This window comes from Tardiphaga robiniae, from assembly GCF_013359755.1.
Taxonomy (GTDB): Bacteria; Pseudomonadota; Alphaproteobacteria; order Rhizobiales; family Xanthobacteraceae; genus Tardiphaga; species Tardiphaga robiniae.
This window is the reverse complement of the sequence record NZ_JABMCJ010000067.1, coordinates 25,829-45,850: the sequence shown is the minus strand read 5'-3', so window position 1 is coordinate 45,850 and position 20,022 is coordinate 25,829. Positions and strand designations below refer to the sequence as shown.

General features: G+C 62.7%; 16 protein-coding genes. 8 read left to right on the top strand and 8 right to left on the bottom strand.

Annotated features, from left to right (window positions below; all coding sequences use genetic code 11):
* Window positions 1-18: 18 nt before the first annotated feature.
* The 3 genes from HP556_RS03315 to HP556_RS03305 form a co-directional block, all read right to left on the bottom strand.
* On the bottom strand, window positions 19-2,739 hold the full coding sequence (locus tag HP556_RS03315) for a ligase-associated DNA damage response DEXH box helicase (RefSeq protein ID WP_420878640.1): 2,721 nt from the start codon (window positions 2,737-2,739) through the stop codon (window positions 19-21).
* A gap of 187 nt (window positions 2,740-2,926) precedes the next feature.
* Entirely contained in the window at window positions 2,927-4,084 is a 1,158-nt protein-coding gene (locus HP556_RS03310; RefSeq protein ID WP_246297372.1) for an ABC transporter substrate-binding protein, read from the bottom strand.
* Between the two features lie 166 nt (window positions 4,085-4,250).
* The gene (locus tag HP556_RS03305) at window positions 4,251-5,471 is read right to left on the bottom strand and encodes an ABC transporter substrate-binding protein (RefSeq protein WP_175365908.1); all 1,221 of its coding nucleotides are present in this window, start codon (window positions 5,469-5,471) and stop codon (window positions 4,251-4,253) included.
* A gap of 346 nt (window positions 5,472-5,817) precedes the next feature.
* On the opposite strand from HP556_RS03305, the gene HP556_RS03300 reads away from it, so the two are divergent.
* Entirely contained in the window at window positions 5,818-7,167 is a 1,350-nt protein-coding gene (locus tag HP556_RS03300; protein WP_175365907.1) for an outer membrane protein, read from the top strand.
* 196 nt (window positions 7,168-7,363) lie between these two features.
* Window positions 7,364-8,770 carry an outer membrane protein gene (locus tag HP556_RS03295; protein WP_175365906.1) on the top strand — a complete coding sequence of 469 codons (1,407 nt, stop codon included), beginning with the start codon at window positions 7,364-7,366 and terminating at the stop codon, window positions 8,768-8,770.
* A gap of 184 nt (window positions 8,771-8,954) precedes the next feature.
* On the opposite strand, the gene HP556_RS03290 is transcribed toward HP556_RS03295, so the two are convergent.
* Window positions 8,955-9,887: a class I SAM-dependent DNA methyltransferase gene (locus HP556_RS03290; RefSeq protein WP_175365905.1), complete on the bottom strand. Its 933-nt coding sequence runs from the start codon at window positions 9,885-9,887 to the stop codon at window positions 8,955-8,957.
* Between the two features lie 74 nt (window positions 9,888-9,961).
* Here HP556_RS03290 and HP556_RS03285 point away from each other — a divergent pair, with 74 nt between their 5' ends.
* The 4 genes from HP556_RS03285 to HP556_RS03270 all read left to right on the top strand — a co-directional run bounded on the left by HP556_RS03285 (window position 9,962) and on the right by HP556_RS03270 (window position 14,447).
* Window positions 9,962-11,002: a ligase-associated DNA damage response exonuclease gene (locus HP556_RS03285; RefSeq protein ID WP_175365904.1), complete on the top strand. Its 1,041-nt coding sequence runs from the start codon at window positions 9,962-9,964 to the stop codon at window positions 11,000-11,002.
* A complete protein-coding gene (locus HP556_RS03280) occupies window positions 10,999-12,675 on the top strand; it encodes an ATP-dependent DNA ligase (RefSeq protein WP_175365903.1) in 1,677 nt (558 codons plus the stop codon). The genes HP556_RS03285 and HP556_RS03280 overlap by 4 nt, the downstream gene beginning before the upstream one ends.
* 86 nt (window positions 12,676-12,761) lie before the next feature.
* Window positions 12,762-13,067, top strand: coding sequence for a DUF6460 domain-containing protein (locus HP556_RS03275; protein ID WP_068737958.1), 306 nt, complete (start codon window positions 12,762-12,764; stop codon window positions 13,065-13,067).
* A 30-nt stretch (window positions 13,068-13,097) separates the two neighbouring features.
* A complete protein-coding gene (locus HP556_RS03270; protein WP_175365901.1) occupies window positions 13,098-14,447 on the top strand; it encodes an MATE family efflux transporter in 1,350 nt (449 codons plus the stop codon).
* Here the strand turns inward: HP556_RS03270 and HP556_RS03265 are convergent.
* Window positions 14,422-15,516 carry a quinone-dependent dihydroorotate dehydrogenase gene (locus tag HP556_RS03265; RefSeq protein ID WP_175365900.1) on the bottom strand — a complete coding sequence of 365 codons (1,095 nt, stop codon included), beginning with the start codon at window positions 15,514-15,516 and terminating at the stop codon, window positions 14,422-14,424. The two genes, HP556_RS03270 and HP556_RS03265, sit on opposite strands and share 26 nt — an antisense overlap.
* Window positions 15,513-15,857 (bottom strand): DUF952 domain-containing protein, encoded by a 345-nt coding sequence (locus HP556_RS03260; protein WP_175365899.1) that lies wholly within the window; start codon window positions 15,855-15,857, stop codon window positions 15,513-15,515. The genes HP556_RS03265 and HP556_RS03260 overlap by 4 nt, the downstream gene beginning before the upstream one ends.
* A gap of 237 nt (window positions 15,858-16,094) precedes the next feature.
* Between HP556_RS03260 and HP556_RS03255 the strand changes: the two genes are divergently transcribed.
* Together HP556_RS03255 and HP556_RS03250 are read left to right on the top strand one after the other, a co-directional pair.
* Complete coding sequence (locus HP556_RS03255; protein ID WP_089266927.1) at window positions 16,095-16,724, top strand: S24 family peptidase; 630 nt, start codon at window positions 16,095-16,097, stop codon at window positions 16,722-16,724.
* A gap of 83 nt (window positions 16,725-16,807) precedes the next feature.
* Window positions 16,808-17,317: an SgcJ/EcaC family oxidoreductase gene (locus HP556_RS03250; protein WP_175365898.1), complete on the top strand. Its 510-nt coding sequence runs from the start codon at window positions 16,808-16,810 to the stop codon at window positions 17,315-17,317.
* A 63-nt stretch (window positions 17,318-17,380) separates the two neighbouring features.
* Here HP556_RS03250 and HP556_RS03245 read toward each other — a convergent pair whose 3' ends face one another.
* Together HP556_RS03245 and HP556_RS03240 are read right to left on the bottom strand one after the other, a co-directional pair.
* Window positions 17,381-19,024, bottom strand: a complete 1,644-nt coding sequence (locus HP556_RS03245) for a lysine--tRNA ligase (RefSeq protein ID WP_175365897.1) — start codon at window positions 19,022-19,024, stop codon at window positions 17,381-17,383.
* A gap of 72 nt (window positions 19,025-19,096) precedes the next feature.
* Window positions 19,097-19,978 carry a transporter substrate-binding domain-containing protein gene (locus HP556_RS03240; RefSeq protein ID WP_420878639.1) on the bottom strand — a complete coding sequence of 294 codons (882 nt, stop codon included), beginning with the start codon at window positions 19,976-19,978 and terminating at the stop codon, window positions 19,097-19,099.
* Window positions 19,979-20,022: the final 44 nt, after the last annotated feature.

Here is a 20,022-nt window from a genome sequence, read left to right as displayed (position 1 = left end):
GCGAGATTCGCAAAACCCTTACGATCCCATCTCTTCGAATCCTGCCGCCTCTTTCACGAGTTCCTCGGCGGCTTCTGCCAGGAGCTCGTCGGACGCCTCGCCGTATACCGCTTCACGGCCGATTTCCAGCATCACCGGCACCGCCAGCGGCGAGACGCGGTCGAGTTCCCGGTGAATGATGCGGCCCTGAATCCGCGTCAGCATGTCGCTCAATCGCCGAATGTCCAGCAATCCCGTCGCCGCGTCGGCACGCGCGGCACGCAGCAGCACGTGATCGGGCTGGTGCTTGCGCAACACGTCATAGATCAGGTCCGTGGAGAACAGCACCTGACGGCGCGATTTCTCCTCGCCGGTGAAGCGCGTATGGATCAGCCCCGAAATCACCGCGCAGGTGCGGAACGTGCGCTTCATCAGCGCCGATTCCGCGAGCCAGGCTTCGAGATCGTCGCCGAGCATGTCGGGATCGAACAGAGCGGCGAGATCAAGCCTGCCCTGCCTGATCATGTGCGACGTGTCGCCGAGGCCCCATATGGCCAGCGCATATTCATTGGCAACGAAGCCCAGCGGCCGCGCGCGGGCGCGTTCAAGACGGCGCGTCAGCAGCATGCCCAATGTTTGATGCGCGAGGCGGCCTTCGAACGGATAGCAGACGAGGTAATGCTTGTCGGCACGCGGAAAAGTCTCGACCATCAGTTCGCGCGCGCCGGGCACATGCGAGACATGGGCCTGCAGCGACAACCATTCGCGTACCTGATCAGGCAGGCCTTTCCAGGCGCGCTCATCGTCCAGCAGCTTGCGCACGCGTTCCGCGAGATAGGTCGAGAGCGGAAACTTGCCGCCCATATAGGACGGCACCTTGGCGCCCTTGTCATGAGCGCGCGAAACATAGACCTGATCCTCGACCAGGGATTCATAGCGCACGACTTCCCCGCCAAAGACAAAGGTGTCGCCGACCACAAGGCCTTCGATGAAATACTCCTCGATCTGGCCGAGCATGCGTCCCCCGCGCGCCAGCGCACCAGTGACACCCTTTTTGCCTTTTCCGCTGTCTCCGCGCACCAGCCGCACCTTCAGCATCGTATCCTCGACGATGGTGCCGACATTCATGCGATACATCTGGCGCACCTTGGGATTGGTGACGCGCCACTTGCCGGAGGCGTCCTGCTTGATACGGGCGAAACGCTCGTAGATTTTCAGCGCATAGCCGCCGGACGCCACGAACTCCACGGTATCGTCGAAATCGACACGCGACAGTTCGGCATAGGGCGCCGCCGAGCGCACTTCGTTATAGAGATCGTCCGCGCGAAACGGCGCGCCGCAGGCGCAGCCGAGCACGTGCTGCGCCAGCACGTCGAGCGAACCAGTCCGCAACGGCGGAGTATCCTGGGCATTTTCGGCAACGGCATCGATGGCAACGCGGCATTCCAGCACTTCAAAACGATTGGCCGGAACCAGTACAGCGCGCGAGGCTTCGTCGATCCGGTGATTGGCGCGGCCGATCCGCTGCATGAGCCGCGAGGCGCCCTTGGGGGCACCGACATTGATGACGAGATCGACATCGCCCCAGTCGACGCCGAGATCGAGTGACGAGGTACAGACCACACCTCGTAGTTTCCCGGCCGACATCGCGTCCTCGACCTTCCGGCGCTGCGCGACGTCGAGGGAGCCGTGATGCAGCGCGATGGCGAGGCCATCGTCATTCATGCGCCAGAGATCCTGGAACAGCATCTCGGCCTGGCTGCGCGTATTGACGAAGACAAGCGTCGTCTTGTTGGCCTTGATGAGATCGTAGATTTCGCCGAGCGCATGGCGCGCCGAGTGCCCGGCCCAGGGCAACCGTTCCTTGGTGTCGAGCATCTCGACCACCGGCTCGGCCGCGCCGCCGGCGACGACGATATCGGCCGAGACGCTTTCGCCTGGTGGCTGCGGTACCAGAAAGCGTGCCAGCGATTCAGGCTCGGCGACCGTCGCCGACAGGCCTATGGCCCGCATCTCGGGTGCGAGTTTCCACAGCCGCGCAAGGCCGAGCGACAGCAGATCGCCGCGCTTCGACGTCACCAGCGCATGCAACTCGTCGAGCACGACGCGCTTCAGCGACGAGAACAGAAACGGCGCGTCGTCGGACGACAACAGCAAGGCCAGTTGTTCCGGCGTGGTCAGAAGAATATCCGGCGGATAGCGGCGCTGCCGTGCACGCCGCGACACCGGCGTGTCGCCGGTGCGCGTCTCGACCTTGATCGGCAGCTGCATCTCCGCGATCGGCGTTTCCAGGTTGCGCGCGATGTCGACCGCAAGGGCTTTCAGCGGGGAAATGTAGAGTGTGTGCAGACCACCGGTGCGCTGAACGGTGCGGCCGGTGGAGACGAGGGCGTTTTTCCCCTCGCCCCGCTTGCGGGGAGAGGCTGGCGCGGACGCAGTCCGCGACGGGTGAGGGGGAGCTTCGGCGAACTCGGGAGTTTCAATTATGCGCTCCCCCTCACCCGGCTTGTTCGCTGCGCTCTCAAGCCGACCTCTCCCCGCAAGCGGGGAGAGGTTAGACAGTTCCACCAGCGTCGGAAGAAACCCGGCCAGTGTCTTGCCGGCGCCGGTCGGCGCGATCAGCAGCGCCGAGCGATCGTCCCTCGCCATCTGCAGCAGCGCCAATTGATGTTCGCGCGGCGACCAGCCGCGCATGGCGAACCAGCGCAGGAAGTGATCGGGCAACAGGTCAGGTTTGGCGACGGATTTACGGGGCGGCACGCGTTAGAACTAGGCACTCTCAGCCGTCATTGCGAGGTCAAGGAAAGTTGCCGTGCAACTTTCCCCTAAGCCCTTGCGACGAAGCAATCCAGAAAACAGCAAGAGAAGACTGGATTGCTTCGCCCAAACGAAATTGGCTGCGCCAATTTTCGCCGGGGCTCGCAATGACGTGGAGAGACCTGTGGTCTTATTGCGTCACCGACTTGTCGGAGATGATCCAGTCCTTGCCGTCAAACCGCTGGGTGTAGAGCGTCGCCATCGGAACATAGGCGTCATTGGTATAGCTGTAACTCACCCCCGGCAGCATTTGCGGAGCGCGGAAGCCGTTCAGGCCGATGGCCTGCTTTAGTACGTTCTCATGGGTAAGCTCGTCACCGCAGCGGCGTAGGATTTCCGCCATGGACACGGCCTGACCATAGCCGAAGAAGGCGATCGAATTATCCGCGGAGACCGTCGGCAGATACTTCGCACGCAGCGCTTCGAACGCCACGATGTCGGGATCCTTGGCATAAAGCGGCGAACCGATATCCTTGCCATAGGCAATCGAGACAATGCCCTTGGCGTTCTCCAACCCTGCCGCCTCCAGGATCGATCGGCCGGTGGAGCCCGCCGACAACAACTGCAGCGGCTTCCAGCCGAGCTCGACCACCTTGCGGATCGACTGTGACGTCGCCTTGCCGGTGGTGATGTTATAGAAAACATCGGCGCCGGATTTGGCGAGATTGATCAGCTGCGAGTCGATCGTGGGATCGGTGAGGTCATAGGTCACCTCGGCGATCACCTTGGCGGTGCCGCCGGCTTTCGCGAGTTCATCCTTGAACGGCCCGAGGAAATCCCGACCGAAATCATCGTTCTGATAGAGGATGCCGACTTTCGCATTCGGATTCACGCTGACGGCATATTTGGCGAGAATACGCGCCTCGGTCGGATAGAGTGGCAGGCCGGCCATGGTCCATTTGTTGTTCTTCGGATCGTTCCACTTCGATGCGCCGGTGTTGAGCAGCAGCTGCGGTACGCCCTTGGAATTGAGATATTTGTGCACGGCCGTCTGCGGCGCGGTGCCGAGCGAGCCATAGAGTGCAAGTACCTCCTCCTGCTCCACCAGACGGCGCGTGGCCTCGACCGCCTTCGGTGCGCTGTAGGAATCGTCCATCGTCAGAAACTTGATTTTGCGGCCATTGATGCCGCCCTTCTCGTTCAAGCTCTGGAAATAGGCTTCACCGACACGGCCTAGCACGCCATAGAGCGAACCGGGTCCGCTATGCGGAATGGTTTGTCCGATCTTGATTTCAGTGTCGCTGGCGCCTGGATCGTATTTCTTGTCGGCGGCGATAGCGGCCGTCATAGTCAGTGGCAACACGACGACGGCGACCCGCGCCGCAGACGCAAACAGTCCCTTGTTCATGGCGTTTTCTCCCTGATGATTTTTGATACGGCTCTTTGCGAGTCCGATTGGTCGTCTCCATCCCCGGCCTATCCGCCGGGGATGGTCGCTATTTTAAGATACGCGCTTACTGGCTCACCGGCTTGTCCGACAGATCCCAGTCGGTGCCGTTGAATGTGCCCACATAGAGCGCCTTGATGGTAGTGTAGTCGGTCGGCGTGAAGCCATAGGTGATACCCGGCAGGAACACCGGTGCGCGGTAGCCTTCCAGATTGGTGGCATGCTTCAGGACATTCTCACGGGTGAGATCGTCGCCGCAGCGGCGCAGGATCTCCGCCATGGTCACGCCCTGCGAATAGCCCTGGAATGCGATGGTGTTGTCGGGATCGACATTCGGCAGATACTTCTTGCGCAGCTCCTGGAAGGCGATCACGTCCGGATCGTCCTTCCACTTCTCGCTGCTGACTTCCTTGGTGTAGGTCATCGCCACGATGCCCTTGGCATTCTCGGCGCCGGCGGCGTTGATGATCGAGCGACCGCTCGAGGTCGACACCAGGAGATGCAGCGGCTTCCAGCCGAGCTCCGCGACCTTGCGGATCGACTGCGACGTCGCCTTGCCGGTGGAGATGTTGAAGAAAGTGTCGGCGCCCGATTTCGCCAGATTGATCAGTTGGGAATCGATGGTCGGATCGGTGAGGTCATAAGACGCCTCGGCGATCACCTTCGCGGAGCCGCCCGCTTCGGCCAGAATCTCCTTGAACGAATTCATGAAGTCCTTTCCGAACTCGTCGTTCTGGTAAAGGATCGCGACCTTGGCGTTCGGCTTGGCCTGCATCAGGTAGCGCGCGATGATCCGGCCCTCGGTCGAATAGATCGGCAGGCCCGGCGTGGTCCACTTGAACTCTTTCGGGTTGTTCCAGCGCGAGGCGCCGGTGTTGAGCAACAGCTGCGGGATCTTCTTGCTGTTGAGAAACTTCTGCACCGCCGACTGCGGCGCAGTGCCCAGCGAGCCGAACAGCGCCAGCACCTCGTCCTGCTCCGCCAGCCGGCGGGTGGCCTCGACGGCCTTCGGCGCACTATAGGCATCGTCCAGCGACATGAAATTGATCTTGCGGCCGTTGATGCCGCCCTTTTCGTTCAGCATCTGGAAATAGGCGGCCTGTGTCCGGCCGATCACGCCATACAGGGAACCGGCGCCGCTATAGGGGATGGTCTGGCCAAGCTTGATCTCGGTATCGCTGGCACCCGGATCGTATTTCTTGTCCGCCGCAGAGGCCGAATGGGCCAGAATCGAGACAACTGCAGCGAGTGTTGCCGTCCTAAAGACAGACCTGCGGCGCGAAGGCATCTGGTGTTTTCTCCCTGAGACCCGCTTGTGCGGGCGTGTTTTTGTGACCCGTCCCGGCGTTGATCGCGGCTGTACGGGCTTGCCCTTATCCTCTGCGGGCGCAGCAGGGTTGGCAATCCCTCACAGGTTGCCTCATGTTTTCCGTGGGTTGGCTATCGACAGGGTCTCAGCGCACCCAAACGTGACGAAATACGCATCGCGCCACGGACGTCTAAACGCTTATTTAACCGGCTTTTTTTGGCCGGCGCCCCTGCGGTTGCAATGTCGGACAGTGTGGCCGTCCGGATACAGCCAATATGGCCCGACTCCCCTATTCTAACGGTTCAAATCTGAATTGGGGTCGACCATGAAACGTATTCTTCTTGCGAGCGCCGCGCTGCTCGGAACCGCTGTGAGCGCGCAGGCTGCCGATCTGGCCGTCAAGGCCCCTTATTACAAGGCGCCCCTCGTCTCGGTCTATAACTGGACCGGCTTCTACATCGGCGTGAACGCCGGCGTCGGCATCGGCCGCGACCGCGTCACCCATAGCTACACCGGCGACTCGCTGTATCTCACGCCGCAGGGCGGCTTCGGCGGCGGCCAGATCGGCTATAACTGGCAGGGCGACTCGCTGCTCGGCCCGATCGTTTACGGCCTCGAAGCCGACATCCAGGGTTCGGGCCTCACCGGCGGTGGCGCCAATGTGGTTGGCCCGCTGCAGACCGTCTACGGTCAGAAGTCGGATTGGTTCGGCACCGTTCGTGGCCGCGTCGGTCTCGCAACCGGTCCGGTCCTGAGCTACTTCACCGGCGGTTTCGCTTACGGCAACGTCAAGACCACGATCACTGAAGGCGGCGTGACGGCGTTCTCGGACAGCCGCATGGCGACCGGCTGGACCATCGGCAGCGGCGTGGAAGCAGCGCTCGGCGGCAACTGGACCGGCAAGATCGAATATCTCTACCTGAACCTCGGCAACCGCTCTGATGCGTTCGCTACCCCCACCCAGCTCACCAACACCGAGCTGCGTGAAAACCTGTTCCGCGTCGGTCTGAACTACCGCATCGGCGGCAACAGCGTTTACACCCCGGTCGCTGCAGCGAACTGGACCGGCTGGTACCTCGGCGGCAACATCGGTTCCGGCACCGGTCGTGATCGCACCACGCTTACCGGCGTCACCCCGGTTCCTGAGCAGTTCAACCTTTCTCCGGACGGCATCAACGGCGGTGCCCAGATCGGTTACAATTGGCAGGCATCGAACTGGGTTTACGGTCTTGAAGCCGACATCCAGGCTTCCAGCCAGCGCGACAACAAAACTGCGGTTGCTCTCGGCCTCGTCAGCTACGATCAGAAGCTGCCCTGGTTCGGCACGGTTCGTGGCCGCCTCGGCTACTCGGTCGGTTCGACCCTGTTCTACGCCACCGGCGGTTACGCCTACGGCGGCGTGAAGACCAAGATCAACGCACTGGGCGTCGAAGTTGCCAACGCTTCGACCACCAAGAGCGGCTGGACCGCTGGTGCGGGCATCGAGACCCCGTTCAAGCTGCTCGGCCTGTTCGGACCGAACTGGACCTCGAAGACCGAATATCTCTATGTCGACCTCGGCTCGGCTTCGACCACGATCCTTCCCGGCGTCGTCAGCGAGAGCAAGGTTACCGAGCACATCTTCCGTACCGGCCTGAACTACCACTTCAACAGCCCGGTCGTTGCGAAGTACTGATCTCAGCGACATCCGCTATTTCGAAAACCCCGGCCTTGCGGCCGGGGTTTTTGTTTGCGCCCTGAACAACGCTGTTCCGAGAAAATTAACCACAAGGAACCCAATATCCAAATACCGCAATTTCTGGTCGCACGGCTGCAGACAGCATTCCGTTACCCCTTCATAGTTCGGCCAGAAACCTGAACTGGATCCCATCATGAAAACCCTTCGCCTCACCGCCGCGGCACTGCTCGCACTGACCGCCGGTGCGCAAGCCGCCGACATGGCCGTGAAGGCCCCCTACTACAAGGTGCCGGTAACAGCGGTTTATGACTGGACCGGCTTCTACATGGGCGTGAACGCGGGCTACGGCGTCGGCCGGGATCGGCTGCAAAACAACGACCCGATCACTCCCGGCTCAGCCACCTCGACCTATCTACAGCCTGCTGGCGGATTCGGTGGCGGTCAGATCGGCTACAACTGGCAGACCGGCTCCATGTTCGGCCCGCTGGTCTACGGCGTCGAAGCCGACATCCAGGGCGGCGCGCTGAAGGACAGCTATCCGTTGCTGGAGAACGGCGCCTTTCCGCTGGCGTCGCAGGACACCTACAGCCAGAAAATCGACTGGTTCGGCACGGTGCGCGGCCGCGTCGGTCTGGCAACGGGTCCGGTGCTCAGCTATGTGACCGGCGGCTATGCCTATGGCAACGTCACCACTACCTCCACCTCCCTGGGCTTTCCTGCCCTGGCGACGAGCCGCGTCCAGGGCGGCTGGACCGTCGGCAGCGGCGTCGAGGCATCTCTCGGCGGCAACTGGACCGGCAAGATCGAGTACCTCTATCTCAACCTCGGCAACAAGACCGACCAGGTGATGGTGCTCGGCACCTTTCCGCAGACCACCACCACCGAACTGCGCGAGAATCTGTTCCGCGTCGGTCTGAACTATCGCATCGGCGGCAACAACAGCACCTATGTGCCGGCGCCTGCCGCGAACTGGACCGGTTGGTATCTCGGCGGCAATGTCGGCTCCGGCATCGGACGCGACCGCACCTCGGTCTCCAAAGCCGGTGATGGCCTTGGCGACTTACCTTCCTACAATGCCTTCAACCTCGCTCCCGATGGCATCAATGGCGGCCTACAGCTGGGTTACAACTGGCAGATGGCGAACTGGGTCTACGGTCTGGAAACCGACATCCAGGCTTCGAGCCAGCGCGACAACAAGACGGCGATTGGCCTCGGCGACGTCCCGTTCGACGCCAAGCTGCCCTGGTTCGGCACTGTTCGCGGCCGCCTCGGCTACTCGGTCGGCTCGACGCTGTTCTATGCCACCGGCGGTTACGCCTATGGCGGCGTGAAGACCAAGGCCAGCGAAGACGGCGCCGTGCAGCTCAATGCATCGACCACGAGGAGCGGCTGGACCGCGGGCGCCGGCATCGAGACGCCTTTCACCCTGCTCGGCCTGTTCGGCCCGAGCTGGACCTCGAAGACGGAATATCTCTATGTCGATCTCGGCTCGACCTCGAACCTGATCAACACCACGACCGTCACGACCGCGGTCACCGAACACATCTTCCGCACCGGGCTGAACTATCACTTCAACAGCCCGGTCGTTGCGAAGTACTGATCCTGGTGACATCGCTGAAACGCGAAACCCCGGCCTCACGGCCGGGGTTTTTATTGGTAGGACGCTTGGCGCTCACAGACGTTATTGCCCGGCCTTCATTGTAAGACCTTGAAACGAAGCGACCGTCTTTTCGCTTCGTTTCTCGATCGCGCCAGCAAACTTGCCCTAGCTGACCCCGACGGCGTTAAAGCCGACGTTTGATCGCGACGGCCACCAGTCCTGGTGCGGCAACGCCGCGTTCCGTACGAGACGAAACGTGTTCAAGATGAATGAGCGCCAGGCCGGCAGTTGCGATCAGGCCACGCAGATGATCTTCGCTCTGCGCATAACGCAAGCCCGCGCCGAGAGCGACACCGTCGCCGTCATGGGTCTCAGCCGTGAAGGCGAGCAACCCGTCTGGGACCAGCACGCGCGTAGCTTCTCGCAAAACCGGCGCAAGGTCGTGCAGATAGATCAGCACGTCGGCGGCGATGACCAGCTCGACACTGCTATCTGACCGGCGGCACAAACCCTCGACGATCTCGACCACTTCAAGCTCGGCGTAAAGCCCGGTGGCATGAGCGCGCTCGATCATGCGCGGCGACAGGTCGATGCCGATGATGGCGCCGGTGCAGGCGGCAAAAGCGCCGGCTGCCAGCCCGGTGCCGCAACCGAGATCGATGGCGCGGGGGAAGAGCATCGCCCTATCCGTCGCAGCGCATGCGGCACGCACGGCGCCCAACAGGACCGCTGGTCCGCGATAACCGAGCGTATCGACCAGCGCGGCGTCGAACTTAGGCGCGTATTGATCGAACAGCGCCGTCACATAGGTCGCCGGCATGGCCGAGAGATCGTCAGCGCCGAGCCGCATCAACCGCAAACCAGCACCGTTGCGATCACCGGGATCGCTGGCCTGCGCGCGGCGAAACGCGGCAATGGCGGCAGCGGTGTCACCCAGCTGCTCCCGGACCTCCCCGAGCACGAACCATGCGGTGGCAAAGCCCGGCGCCAAATCAGTGGCCTGCTCGAACAGATCGGCCGCCGCCACCAGATCGCCCTGTACCTGCAGGTCGCGCGCATAGTCGAAACGCCGGTCGGCGTTCATATCGCCGGATGACATGAACAAGCGCGCGGGCATGGTGGGAACCGATCGGAGGGCGGGGCGTTCGCAGGATGACTCGAACCAACCCGAGGCGGACCTATATAACCGAGATGCGTCCGCAAAACATCCTTATCCCGGTTCCCGCCGGCCTTCGCTGCAAACCGGGCGGCTTCCATATCGACCCGGTCAGACCGGTCGAGCGCGCCGTGATCACCCACGGCCATTCCGACCATGCGCGACCGGGTCACGGCCATGTGCTGGCGACGCAGGAGACTCTCGACATGATGCGGCTGCGCTATGGCGACAATTTCGCCGGCAGCACGCAGGCCATTGCCTATGGCGAGACGGTAAAGCTCGGCGACGTCACGGTGTCCTGCCATCCCGCCGGCCATGTCCTCGGCTCCGCGCAGATGGCGGTGACCTGCAAGGATATCTGCATTGTCGCCTCCGGCGACTACAAGGACGCCCATGACCCGACCTGCACACCGTTCGAGGTGGTGCCCTGCGATGTGTTCATCACCGAAGCGACGTTCGGGCTTCCGGTGTTTCGTCATGGCAATGCCGCCGACGAAGTGAAGAAACTGCTGGCCTCGGTCGCGCTGTTTCCGGAGCGCGCGCATCTGGTCGGCGCCTATTCGCTGGGAAAGGCGCAGCGGGTCATCAAGCTGATCCGTGAGGCCGGCTACGATGCACCGATCTATCTGCATGGCGCGATGGAGAAGATCACACACTATTATCAGAGCCGCGGCATCGATCTAGGCGAACTGCGCCCGGTGAAGGGCGTCAAGAAAGCCGATCTCGCCGGCACCATCACGCTGGCGCCGCCGTCGGCCACATCGGATGTGTGGACGCGGCGCTTTCCCGATCCAGTCACCGCCTTTGCGTCCGGCTGGATGCGCGTGCGCGCCCGTGCGCGGCAACGCGGCGTCGAACTGCCGCTGGTGATTTCAGATCACGCGGACTGGGATGGATTATGCGCCACCATCGGCGCCACTGGAGCCGGCGAAATCTGGGTCACGCATGGCCAGGAAGACGCGCTGGTGCATTGGTGCCAGAGCAAAGGCCTGACTGCGCGGCCTCTTGCGCTGGTCGGCTATGGCGACGAAGAGGAAGAAGAGACACTTCCGCCCGGCGAAAGCGCCGAGGCATGAACCGCTTCGCCGAACTGCTCGATCGCCTGACCTACGAACCCCGCCGCAACAACAAGCTGCGGCTGATCACGGGCTATTTCCGCGAAGTGTCCGATCCCGACCGTGGCTACGCGCTAGCGGCGCTGACAGGTGCGCTGTCGTTCAAGCATGCGAAAGCTGGATTGATCCGCGACCTCATCGCATCGCGAACTGATCCGGTGTTGTTTGAACTCTCTTATGACTATGTCGGCGATCTCTCGGAGACGGTTGCGCTGATGTGGCCGAAGGCCCAGGACATCGTGCACAACAACCCGCCACCACCGACACTCACCGAAGTCGTCACCACACTCCGCACGCTCGGCAAGGCCGAATTGCCCGCACAACTCACCCGCTGGCTCGATGAACTCGACGAGACCGGGCGCTGGGCACTGCTGAAGCTCGTCACCGGCGCGATGCGGATTGGCGTTTCGGCGCGGCTGGCCAAGACCGCCGCCGCGGCGCTCGGCGACAAGGACCCGCATGACGTCGAGCTGATCTGGCCCGGCCTTGCGTCGCCCTATGGCGAATTGTTCGCCTGGCTCGAAGGTCGCGCGGAGAAGCCGGTCAATCGCGATCCGGCGCCGTTCCGCCCGGTGATGCTGGCACATGCCATCGAAGATTCCGACTTCGCCAATCTCGACGCGTCTGATTTCGTCGCGGAGTGGAAATGGGATGGCATCCGGATTCAGGCGATCAGCGGCAAAGGCGATGACGACAGGATCGTCACGCGGCTCTATTCGCGCACCGGCGAGGACATCACCGGAAGCTTCCCGGACCTGACGCCATCGCTGCGTTTGCCCGGCGCGATCGATGGCGAGTTGCTGGTGCTGCGCGAGGGACGCGTGCAGTCATTCAACGTGCTGCAACAACGGCTGAACCGGAAGAGCGTGACGCCGAAGCTGATGAAGGAATATCCCATCCATCTGCGCGCCTATGACCTGCTCAGCGATGGCGAGACGGATTTGCGCGAACTGCCATTCGAACAGCGACGAACCAAACTGGAAAGATTCATCACAGAGCTGGACGACGACAGGATCGATCTGTCCGACCAGATCCCGTTCGCAACGTGGGATGCCCTCACCGCCGCGCGTGCCGATCCTGTCAGTGCCGGAGCCGGCGAAGATGCCGACGCCGTCGAGGGCGTGATGCTGAAGCGGCGCGATTCCGCTTATCTCCCGGGACGGCCGAAAGGCCAGTGGTGGAAATGGAAGCGCGACCCACACATCATCGACGCGGTGCTGATGTATGCGCAACGCGGCCACGGCAAGCGCTCGTCCTATTATTCGGATTACACCTTCGGCGTCTGGACCGCAGGCGAGAGCGGCGACCAGCTGGTACCGGTCGGCAAGGCCTATTTCGGCTTCACCGACGAGGAGCTGCTGCAAATCGACCGCTTCGTTCGCCGCAACACCACCGAAAAGTTCGGCCCGGTCCGCCACGTCACCCACGAACCTGACAAGGGGCTGGTGCTGGAAGTTGCCTTTGAAGGGCTGGCGCGCTCGCCCCGGCACAAGTCGGGGGTCGCAATGCGGTTTCCCCGCATCAGCCGGCTGCGCTGGGACAAGCCGCCACGTGAGGCCGACCGGCTGGAGACGCTGGAGCGCATGCTGAAGGCGGAGACCACAATTGCGCCGCCCGAGCCTGCGACGCCTTGACGGTCCATACTTGACGAACGAGCCGGGTTCCCCATTTGCGTGGGACCACCTATGATCAGCGCGCGATTTGCGCGCAGGAGACCATGATGCAGCCAAATGAGACTCGGGACTTGCCGGCCAACAATGACGGCCTGGCGCGCTTCCTCGGCGGTTCGCCGCTGGCGGTACTCGGCCGGCTGATCCTGCTGTCGATCCTGGTCGGCGTCGTTCTCGCCGCCATCGGCTTCGATCCGTGGAACATTGTCACCAGCATTCGTCGCCTGTTCCAGTGGGTCTATGACCTCGGCTTCGATGCCATCAATGGCCTCTGGCGCTACTTCCTGCTCGGCGCCGTGATCGTCGTGCCGATCTGGCTGATCATGCGGCTGTTCAGCGCCCCCCGCGGCCGCTGAGACGCGCATCATCCGCTTCAGGCTGCATTGATGTCGTCGGGATTGTCCGTCACCAACAGGCGCGTCTTTGCCATTGCCGGCCCGGCCATGCTGGCCAATCTGACGACGCCTCTGATCGGCATCGTCTCGACCGCGGCAATCGGCAGGCTTGGCGACCCGCACCTGCTCGGCGGTGTGGCTTTGGCCTCCGTGGCATTCGACTGCATTTTCTGGCTGTTCGGATTTCTGCGCATGGCGACGGTTGCCTTCACCGCACAGGCGCTTGGCGCCGGTGACCGGATCGAGGTGCGCGCTATCCTGCTGCGCGCGTTGATGCTCGGAGCGGCGATCGGGCTGACGCTGATTATCTTGCGGACACCGCTGGCGGCGCTGGTGTTCAGCATCATGGGCGGCAGCGACGCCGTCACATCCGCCGCACGCCAGTATTTCTTCATCCGACTCTGGTCCGCGCCGCTGATGCTCGGCAACTATATCATTCTCGGCTGGCTGGTCGGCCAGGCGCGCACCGGGATCGCTCTGGCACTGCAGGTCGGCATCAATCTCGCCAACATGGCACTCACCTCCCTGCTGGTCCTGCAATTCGACTTTGGCGTCAGTGGCGCAGCACTGGCTACGGTGATCGCGGAAACCGCGGGCTTTCTCGCCGGCCTCATCGCCGTGTGGAAAATCCTTGGCGGCCGCATCGATGTGCCGCGCGCGGTCCTGTTCGACCGCATCCGGCTACTACGGTTGTTCGCAGTCAATCGCGACATCATGATCCGTACGGCAGCACTGATTGCTGCATTTCTCTTCTTCACGGCGCAGGGCGCCCGTGCAGGCGACCTGACCCTGGCTGCCAATGCAGTGCTCAACAACTTCGTCATGATCGGCTCGTTCTTCCTCGACGGCATCGCCACCGCCGCCGAGCAGCTCTGCGGTCAAGGCACCGGCGCTCGCGACCGCAAGCAGTTTTCCCGGGCCGTAAAGCTCGTCCTGATCTGGAGCACGGCATTCGGCATCGCTGTCACGTTGCTATTCGTGCTGTTCGGCGGCGCGCTGATCGATTTCATCACCACCAGCCCCGAAGTTCGGCTCGCTGCGCGGAATTACATGCTGCTGGCAGCGCTGGCGCCCGCCTGTGGCGTCCTCGCTTACGCCTATGACGGCATCTATATCGGCGCATCGTGGGCGCGCGACATGCGCAACCTGATGCTGCTGGCGTTAGCGATTTACATCGCCGCATGGTTCGCACTGGCCAGCCTTGGCAATACCGGACTATGGCTCGCGTTTCTGGTGTTCATGCTGTCGCGCGGCGCTTTGCAAGCGCTGCGTCATCCAGCCCTGCTGCGACAGTCGTTTCCGCAGCAGGCCTGGCTTACGCCGGCCAGTCTTCCGCTGTGATCGTCGCCGCATCGGCGCCGACGATTTCCGACAGTGAATCACGGCCGGTGCGCAGCAGCGTCGAGGACAGGTCGGCCTTGATGCTGTCGACAAGGCCGACGCCTTTATAGACCAGCGCCGAATAGAGCTGGATCAGGCTCGCACCCGCGCGAATCTTGGTGAGCGCCGCACCGCCGCTGTCGATGCCGCCGGCGCCGATCAGCGGAAATGCACCTTCGACACGCACGAAGGTCTCCGCCACCATGCGGGTAGACAGCCTGAACAAGGGCCGCCCGGACAATCCGCCCTGCTCTTTCGAGCGTGCCTGTTCGCGCAAGGTCGAGGGACGGCCGATAGTGGTGTTCGCGACGATCATGCCATCGACGCCGCGCGAGCGCGCGACATGGACGACATCGTCGAGGTCGGCGAGGCTGAGATCGGGCGCGATCTTCAGCAACACCGGAGAATCTCCCGCATTCTTGCGAACGCGCTCACGCGCATCGATCACCCGCGCCAGCAGATCGTCGAGTTCGGCGGCCTGCTGCAGATTGCGCAGGCCCGGCGTGTTCGGCGATGACACGTTGACGGTGAAATAGCTCGCCACCGGCGCAAAGGTCTCGATCAGCCGCACATAATCCTGCGTGCGATCGGGCGAATCCTTGTTGGCGCCGACGTTGACGCCGACGATACCGCCATTCTGCGCACGTGCAGCCAGCCGACGCAGCACGACCTCCGCACCGTCATTGTTGAATCCGAGCCGGTTGATGACCGCCTCGTCACGCTCCAGCCGAAAGATGCGCGGGCGTGGGTTGCCGGATTGCGGCTTCGGCGTCACCGAGCCGATCTCGGCGAAGCCGAAGCCGAGACGGAGCAGCGCGTCCGGCACCTCGGCATTCTTGTCGAAGCCGGCGGCGATCCCCACCGGATTGGGGAAGTTCAGACCAAATGCACGGACCGCGAGTTTTGGATCATCCGGCCGCGGGCGGGCGTAAGGCAGCATGCGCAACCCACGGATCGCGAGGCGGTGCGCGTCTTCGGCGTCGAGCATGCGCAGCATCGGCAGGGAAAAGGCATCGAAAGCGCGGATCACGATTTGAGCTCCGGAATGTCGTGGTTGCCGTCGGAGCGCGCACGCAGATCCAGGACGGCCGTGACGGCGCCGAGATCGAGTTCGCCGTAGAGATGCGGGAACAGATCGCCACCGCGGGATGGCTCCCAGCGCAGGTCGTCACCGAGTGCGTCTGCGTCCACAGCGACCAGAAACAGGCCGGTCTGGCCGAAATAATACTTCCGGAGCGTCTCGGGGAGCTGTGCCGCGGTCGAGAAGTGGATGAAGCCGTCCCGGGCATCATCGGCACTGCCGCGATAGGTGCCCTGGCGCTCGGCCTCGCGCCAGCTCGAGGCCGGACAGATTTTATAGATGGTGCGCAACCGCCCAGACTTCCAATTTGGTTGAATCAGCTGTTTTCGATGTGGTGTGGACGCCCAGTCGCGGGATTCGGTGGCTGGAGCCGACAGTCGACCGTATCGGCGCCCCCCCTCCACTTCAAGGCTGCACATTTTTTTCAAATGCCTGTTGCGAAATCCGTGCATTCACGGCAATAATTCCTAGATTTCGCCACGATTCACCGCCCCGCAGAAATCCGGGCCAAGGGACCGAAACCGATGATGCTCTCGCACGCCCAGATCTGGAACGCCCTCGACCGCCTCGCAGAGCGCAACGGCATGTCACCCTCCGGCCTTGCGAAGAAAGCGGGGCTCGACGCCACGACCTTCAACAAGTCCAAGCGCATCACCAATGATGGCCGCGAACGCTGGCCGTCGACGGAGTCGGTCTCGAAGGCGCTGACCGCAACCGGCGTGACCATCGACAGCTTCGTCACGCTGATCGAAGGTACCAAGCGCATCGTGCAGTCGGTGCCGCTGCTCGGCTTCGCACAGGCCGGCCATGGCGGTTACTTCGACGACGCGGGTTTTCCCGCCGGCAGCAAGGGCTGGGACGAAGTGGGCCTGCCGTCGGTGAATGACGAGCACGCTTATGCGCTGAAGATCTCTGGCGACTCGATGAAGCCCGCTTATCGCGACGGCGACATCATCGTCGTCTCGCCGGAAGCACAGATCCGCAAGGGCGACCGCGTCGTGGTCAAGACAAAGGACGGCGAGGTGATGGCGAAGGAATTGAAGCGCCGAACCACGAAGATCATCGAGCTGCAGTCGCTCAATCCGAACCATGTCGACCGCAGCTTTCCGGCCGCCGACATCGCCTGGATCGCGCGCATCGTTTGGGCGAGCCAGTAACCGAACACACTCTGGACTGGCGTCCGGCCACCGAATGATCTATGCGAGTTCCCTATCCGAAACTCGCAACCTTCGGTGGCGCCATGAAAACCAGAACAATCGTTGCCGGCGCGATCGCGCTGGCCGTCGTTAGCGCAGGTTCTCTCGCACATGCGAAGCCCATGACCTGCGCGGTCGTCACGACAAAGCAGATCGAAGCGCTATTCGACCGCTGGAATGCCTCGCTCGCAACGCTCGACCCCGCCAAGGTCACCGCCAATTACGCCTCGGACGCGGTGCTGCTGCCGACGGTGTCGAACACGCCGCGCACCGACAGCGCGTCGATCCAGAGCTACTTCGTGGATTTTCTGAAGAAGCACCCGCAAGGCAAGATCGACACGCGCACCGTCAAGATCGGCTGCAATATGGCATCCGACGTCGGCACCTACACCTTCACGCTGTCCGGCAAGTCCCCCAGCGATACGCAAATCGTCAAGGCCCGCTACAGCTATGTCTATGTCTACCGCGACAAGAAATGGCTGATCGCGCATCACCACTCGTCGGCAATGCCGGAACCTGTCACGCCCGCGGCAGCGACGGCAGCGCCGAAGTAGGCGTCAAGAAAAAGGCGCGCTCCATCAGGAAGCGCGCCTTTGATGTTCCGTAGAGTGTGAGCCTCAGGCCGAGCGCGCCAGCGCGCCGTCGATCATGTTGATCGCATTCTGCACGCCATAGACCGCGACGAAGGACCCGAAGCGCGGGCCCTTCTCCTGGCCGAGCAGCACCTGGTACAGCATGTTGAACCAGTCGAGCGAGACCCCGGGCCGGCCATCCTTGGCGAGCTTCTTGTGATCAAGGAACGGCTCGCGGCGGCCGATCTCATAGACCGCGTTCTGGATGTCTTCCGGCGTGGCCTCCGCCGGCAGTTGCGAGAGCGCATCGCGCAGATCCTGCAGCGCCACGCGCTCGACATCGGTGGGCTCGCGGAACGTCTTGGTCGGCGCCACGAAGTCCCGATAGTAGTTGATGGCATAGCCGACCATCGCGTCGAGCCGCGGATGCGTCGCCGCGGAGACGCCCGGTCGATAACGCCGGATGAAGCCCCACAGGGTTTCGGCATTCTCGGCATTCGACGACGACACCAGCGTCAGCAGGAGCTGGAACGTGACCGGCATGTCCGCCACCGGCGGATCGCCGGCATGGATATGCCAGGCCGGATTGGACAGGCGCTGCTTGGGATCCTGCTTCGCATAGCCTTCGACGAACTGCTGATATTCGTCGACATTGCGCGGGATGACGTCGAAGAACAGCCGCTTGGCCGCCTTCGGCTCGCGATACATGAACAGCGACAGCGATTCCGGCGAGGCATAGCGCAACCATTCGTCGATGGTCAGGCCATTGCCCTTCGACTTCGAAATCTTGCCGCCCTTATCGTCGAGGAAGAGCTCATAGTTGAAGCCTTCCGGCGGTGTGCCACCGAGCGCCGCGCAGATCTTGCCCGACAGCTTCACGGAATCGATGAGATCCTTGCCGGCCATTTCATAATCGATGCCGAGCGCAGCCCAGCGCATCGCCCAGTCGGCCTTCCACTGGCACTTCACAGCGCCGCCGGTGACCGGCGTCGTGACTTCTTCGTTAGTGTCGGGATCGACATAGGTGACGGTGCCTGCAGCCACGTCGCGCCGGATCATCGGCACCTGCAGCACGACGCCAGTGGTCTTGCTAATGGGAAGGAACGGCGAATAGGTGGCGCGACGATCCGGGCCCAGGGTCGGCAGGATGATGTCCATGACCTTGTCATAGACTGCGAGCATCTTCAGCAGCGTCGCATCGAACCGGCCGGATGTGTAGTAGTCGGTCGACGAAGCGAATTCGTAGTCGAATCCGAACTGATCCAGAAATACGCGCAGCCGTGCATTGTTGGCCGCGCCGAAGGACGGATATTCGTTCGAGAACGGATCCGGCACCCGCGTCAGCGGCTTGCCGAGATGCGATGCCAGCATGTCCTTGTTCGGCACATTGTCCGGCACCTTGCGCAGACCGTCCATGTCGTCGGAGAAGGCAATCAGCCGGGTCTTGATCTTGTCCTCGGTGAGTACGCGAAAGGCATGGCGCACCATGGTCGTGCGCGCCACCTCGCCGAAAGTGCCGATATGCGGCAGGCCCGACGGACCGTAGCCGGTCTCGAACAGCACTTCGTCTTTCGGCGTTTTCTTCAGACGCGCCACCAGCGCCTTCGCCTGCTCGAACGGCCAGGCGTTGGAAGTCTCGGCGAGCGCGCACAACTCGCTCGGGCTCATGGTGGGGTCTAGCGTGGACATCGTGTTTTGGGCCTCCGGGCCGCGGAACCTAGCGGCTCCGCACCGAAATGCCAAACCGCGGGATGAGAAAATTCAGAACGGGCTGACCGAGAAATAACGCAGCCACAAATCTGTGTAGCGGCCTTTCTCCCAGACCCGGAACAGGGCCCAGTTCAGCGCCTGGCGCAGCGTGTCGTTGCCTTTGCGGACGGCGATGCCGATGCCCTCGCCGAAGAAACGGCTTTCGATGAAGGGGCCGCCGCTGAAGGCGCAACAATCGGCGGAATCGCTGCCATTGATCCAGAAGGCGAACGAGATCGCATCGCCGAAGATGAAATCGACCTCGCTGCGTTTCAGCGCCTGGCGTAGCGCATCGTCGCTTGGAAAAGGCACCAGCACCGCATCGGTGAACATCGCCTTCAGATAGGCCTCATGGGTCGAGCCCGCGATCACGCCGACCTTCTTGCCTTCGAGATATTCCGGGCGGATCTCCGGCATCACCGCATTCTTGCGGGCCACGAAGCGCGCCGGCGCACGGTAATAGGGATCGGTGAAATCGACGCGGGCGCGAATCTGCGGCGTCACCGCCATGGAGGCGATGATCGCGTCGCCCCGGTTGCTGGAAATGGCATCGAGCAACGTCTCGAAGCGGCGCATCTGCACCGTGCAGGTGACCTTGATCTCCTCGCAGAGAAGACGTGCGAGATCGACGTTGAAGCCCGCCGGATTGCCGTCGGGGCCGGTGAAGTTGAACGGCGGGTAGTCGGTCTCGGTCAGGAAGCGGATCACGGTGATGCGCGACAGGTCCGGTCGGTCCGGACGGCGACGCGGATCCCAGAAGCCCGGCACGGCCTGCGGACCGGGCTGGCTCACAGCCGGAGCCGACGTCTGCGCCAAAGCCGGTGCGGCCGAAAACAGCGACATCCATGCGGCCAGCAAAGCGCCAAGGGTCAGCGCAGTTGCGCGACACTTCATTAGCGGTATTTGGTTGCGGGAATTAACCATCTGTGGTTGCATAG

What these genes read in the sequence shown, in the direction of transcription:
- HP556_RS03310 (WP_246297372.1), bottom strand. Translation starts at nt 4,084, where the DNA reads ATGACGGCCGCTATCGCCGCCGACAAGAAATACGATCCAGGCGCCAGC.
- HP556_RS03305 (WP_175365908.1), bottom strand. Translation starts at nt 5,471, where the DNA reads ATGCCTTCGCGCCGCAGGTCTGTCTTTAGGACGGCAACACTCGCTGCA.
- HP556_RS03300 (WP_175365907.1), top strand. Translation starts at nt 5,818, where the DNA reads ATGAAACGTATTCTTCTTGCGAGCGCCGCGCTGCTCGGAACCGCTGTG.
- HP556_RS03295 (WP_175365906.1), top strand. Translation starts at nt 7,364, where the DNA reads ATGAAAACCCTTCGCCTCACCGCCGCGGCACTGCTCGCACTGACCGCC.
- HP556_RS03290 (WP_175365905.1), bottom strand. Translation starts at nt 9,887, where the DNA reads ATGCCCGCGCGCTTGTTCATGTCATCCGGCGATATGAACGCCGACCGG.
- HP556_RS03285 (WP_175365904.1), top strand. Translation starts at nt 9,962, where the DNA reads ATGCGTCCGCAAAACATCCTTATCCCGGTTCCCGCCGGCCTTCGCTGC.
- HP556_RS03280 (WP_175365903.1), top strand. Translation starts at nt 10,999, where the DNA reads ATGAACCGCTTCGCCGAACTGCTCGATCGCCTGACCTACGAACCCCGC.
- HP556_RS03275 (WP_068737958.1), top strand. Translation starts at nt 12,762, where the DNA reads ATGCAGCCAAATGAGACTCGGGACTTGCCGGCCAACAATGACGGCCTG.
- HP556_RS03270 (WP_175365901.1), top strand. Translation starts at nt 13,098, where the DNA reads ATGTCGTCGGGATTGTCCGTCACCAACAGGCGCGTCTTTGCCATTGCC.
- HP556_RS03255 (WP_089266927.1), top strand. Translation starts at nt 16,095, where the DNA reads ATGCTCTCGCACGCCCAGATCTGGAACGCCCTCGACCGCCTCGCAGAG.
- HP556_RS03250 (WP_175365898.1), top strand. Translation starts at nt 16,808, where the DNA reads ATGAAAACCAGAACAATCGTTGCCGGCGCGATCGCGCTGGCCGTCGTT.
- HP556_RS03245 (WP_175365897.1), bottom strand. Translation starts at nt 19,024, where the DNA reads ATGTCCACGCTAGACCCCACCATGAGCCCGAGCGAGTTGTGCGCGCTC.
- HP556_RS03240 (WP_420878639.1), bottom strand. Translation starts at nt 19,978, where the DNA reads ATGAAGTGTCGCGCAACTGCGCTGACCCTTGGCGCTTTGCTGGCCGCA.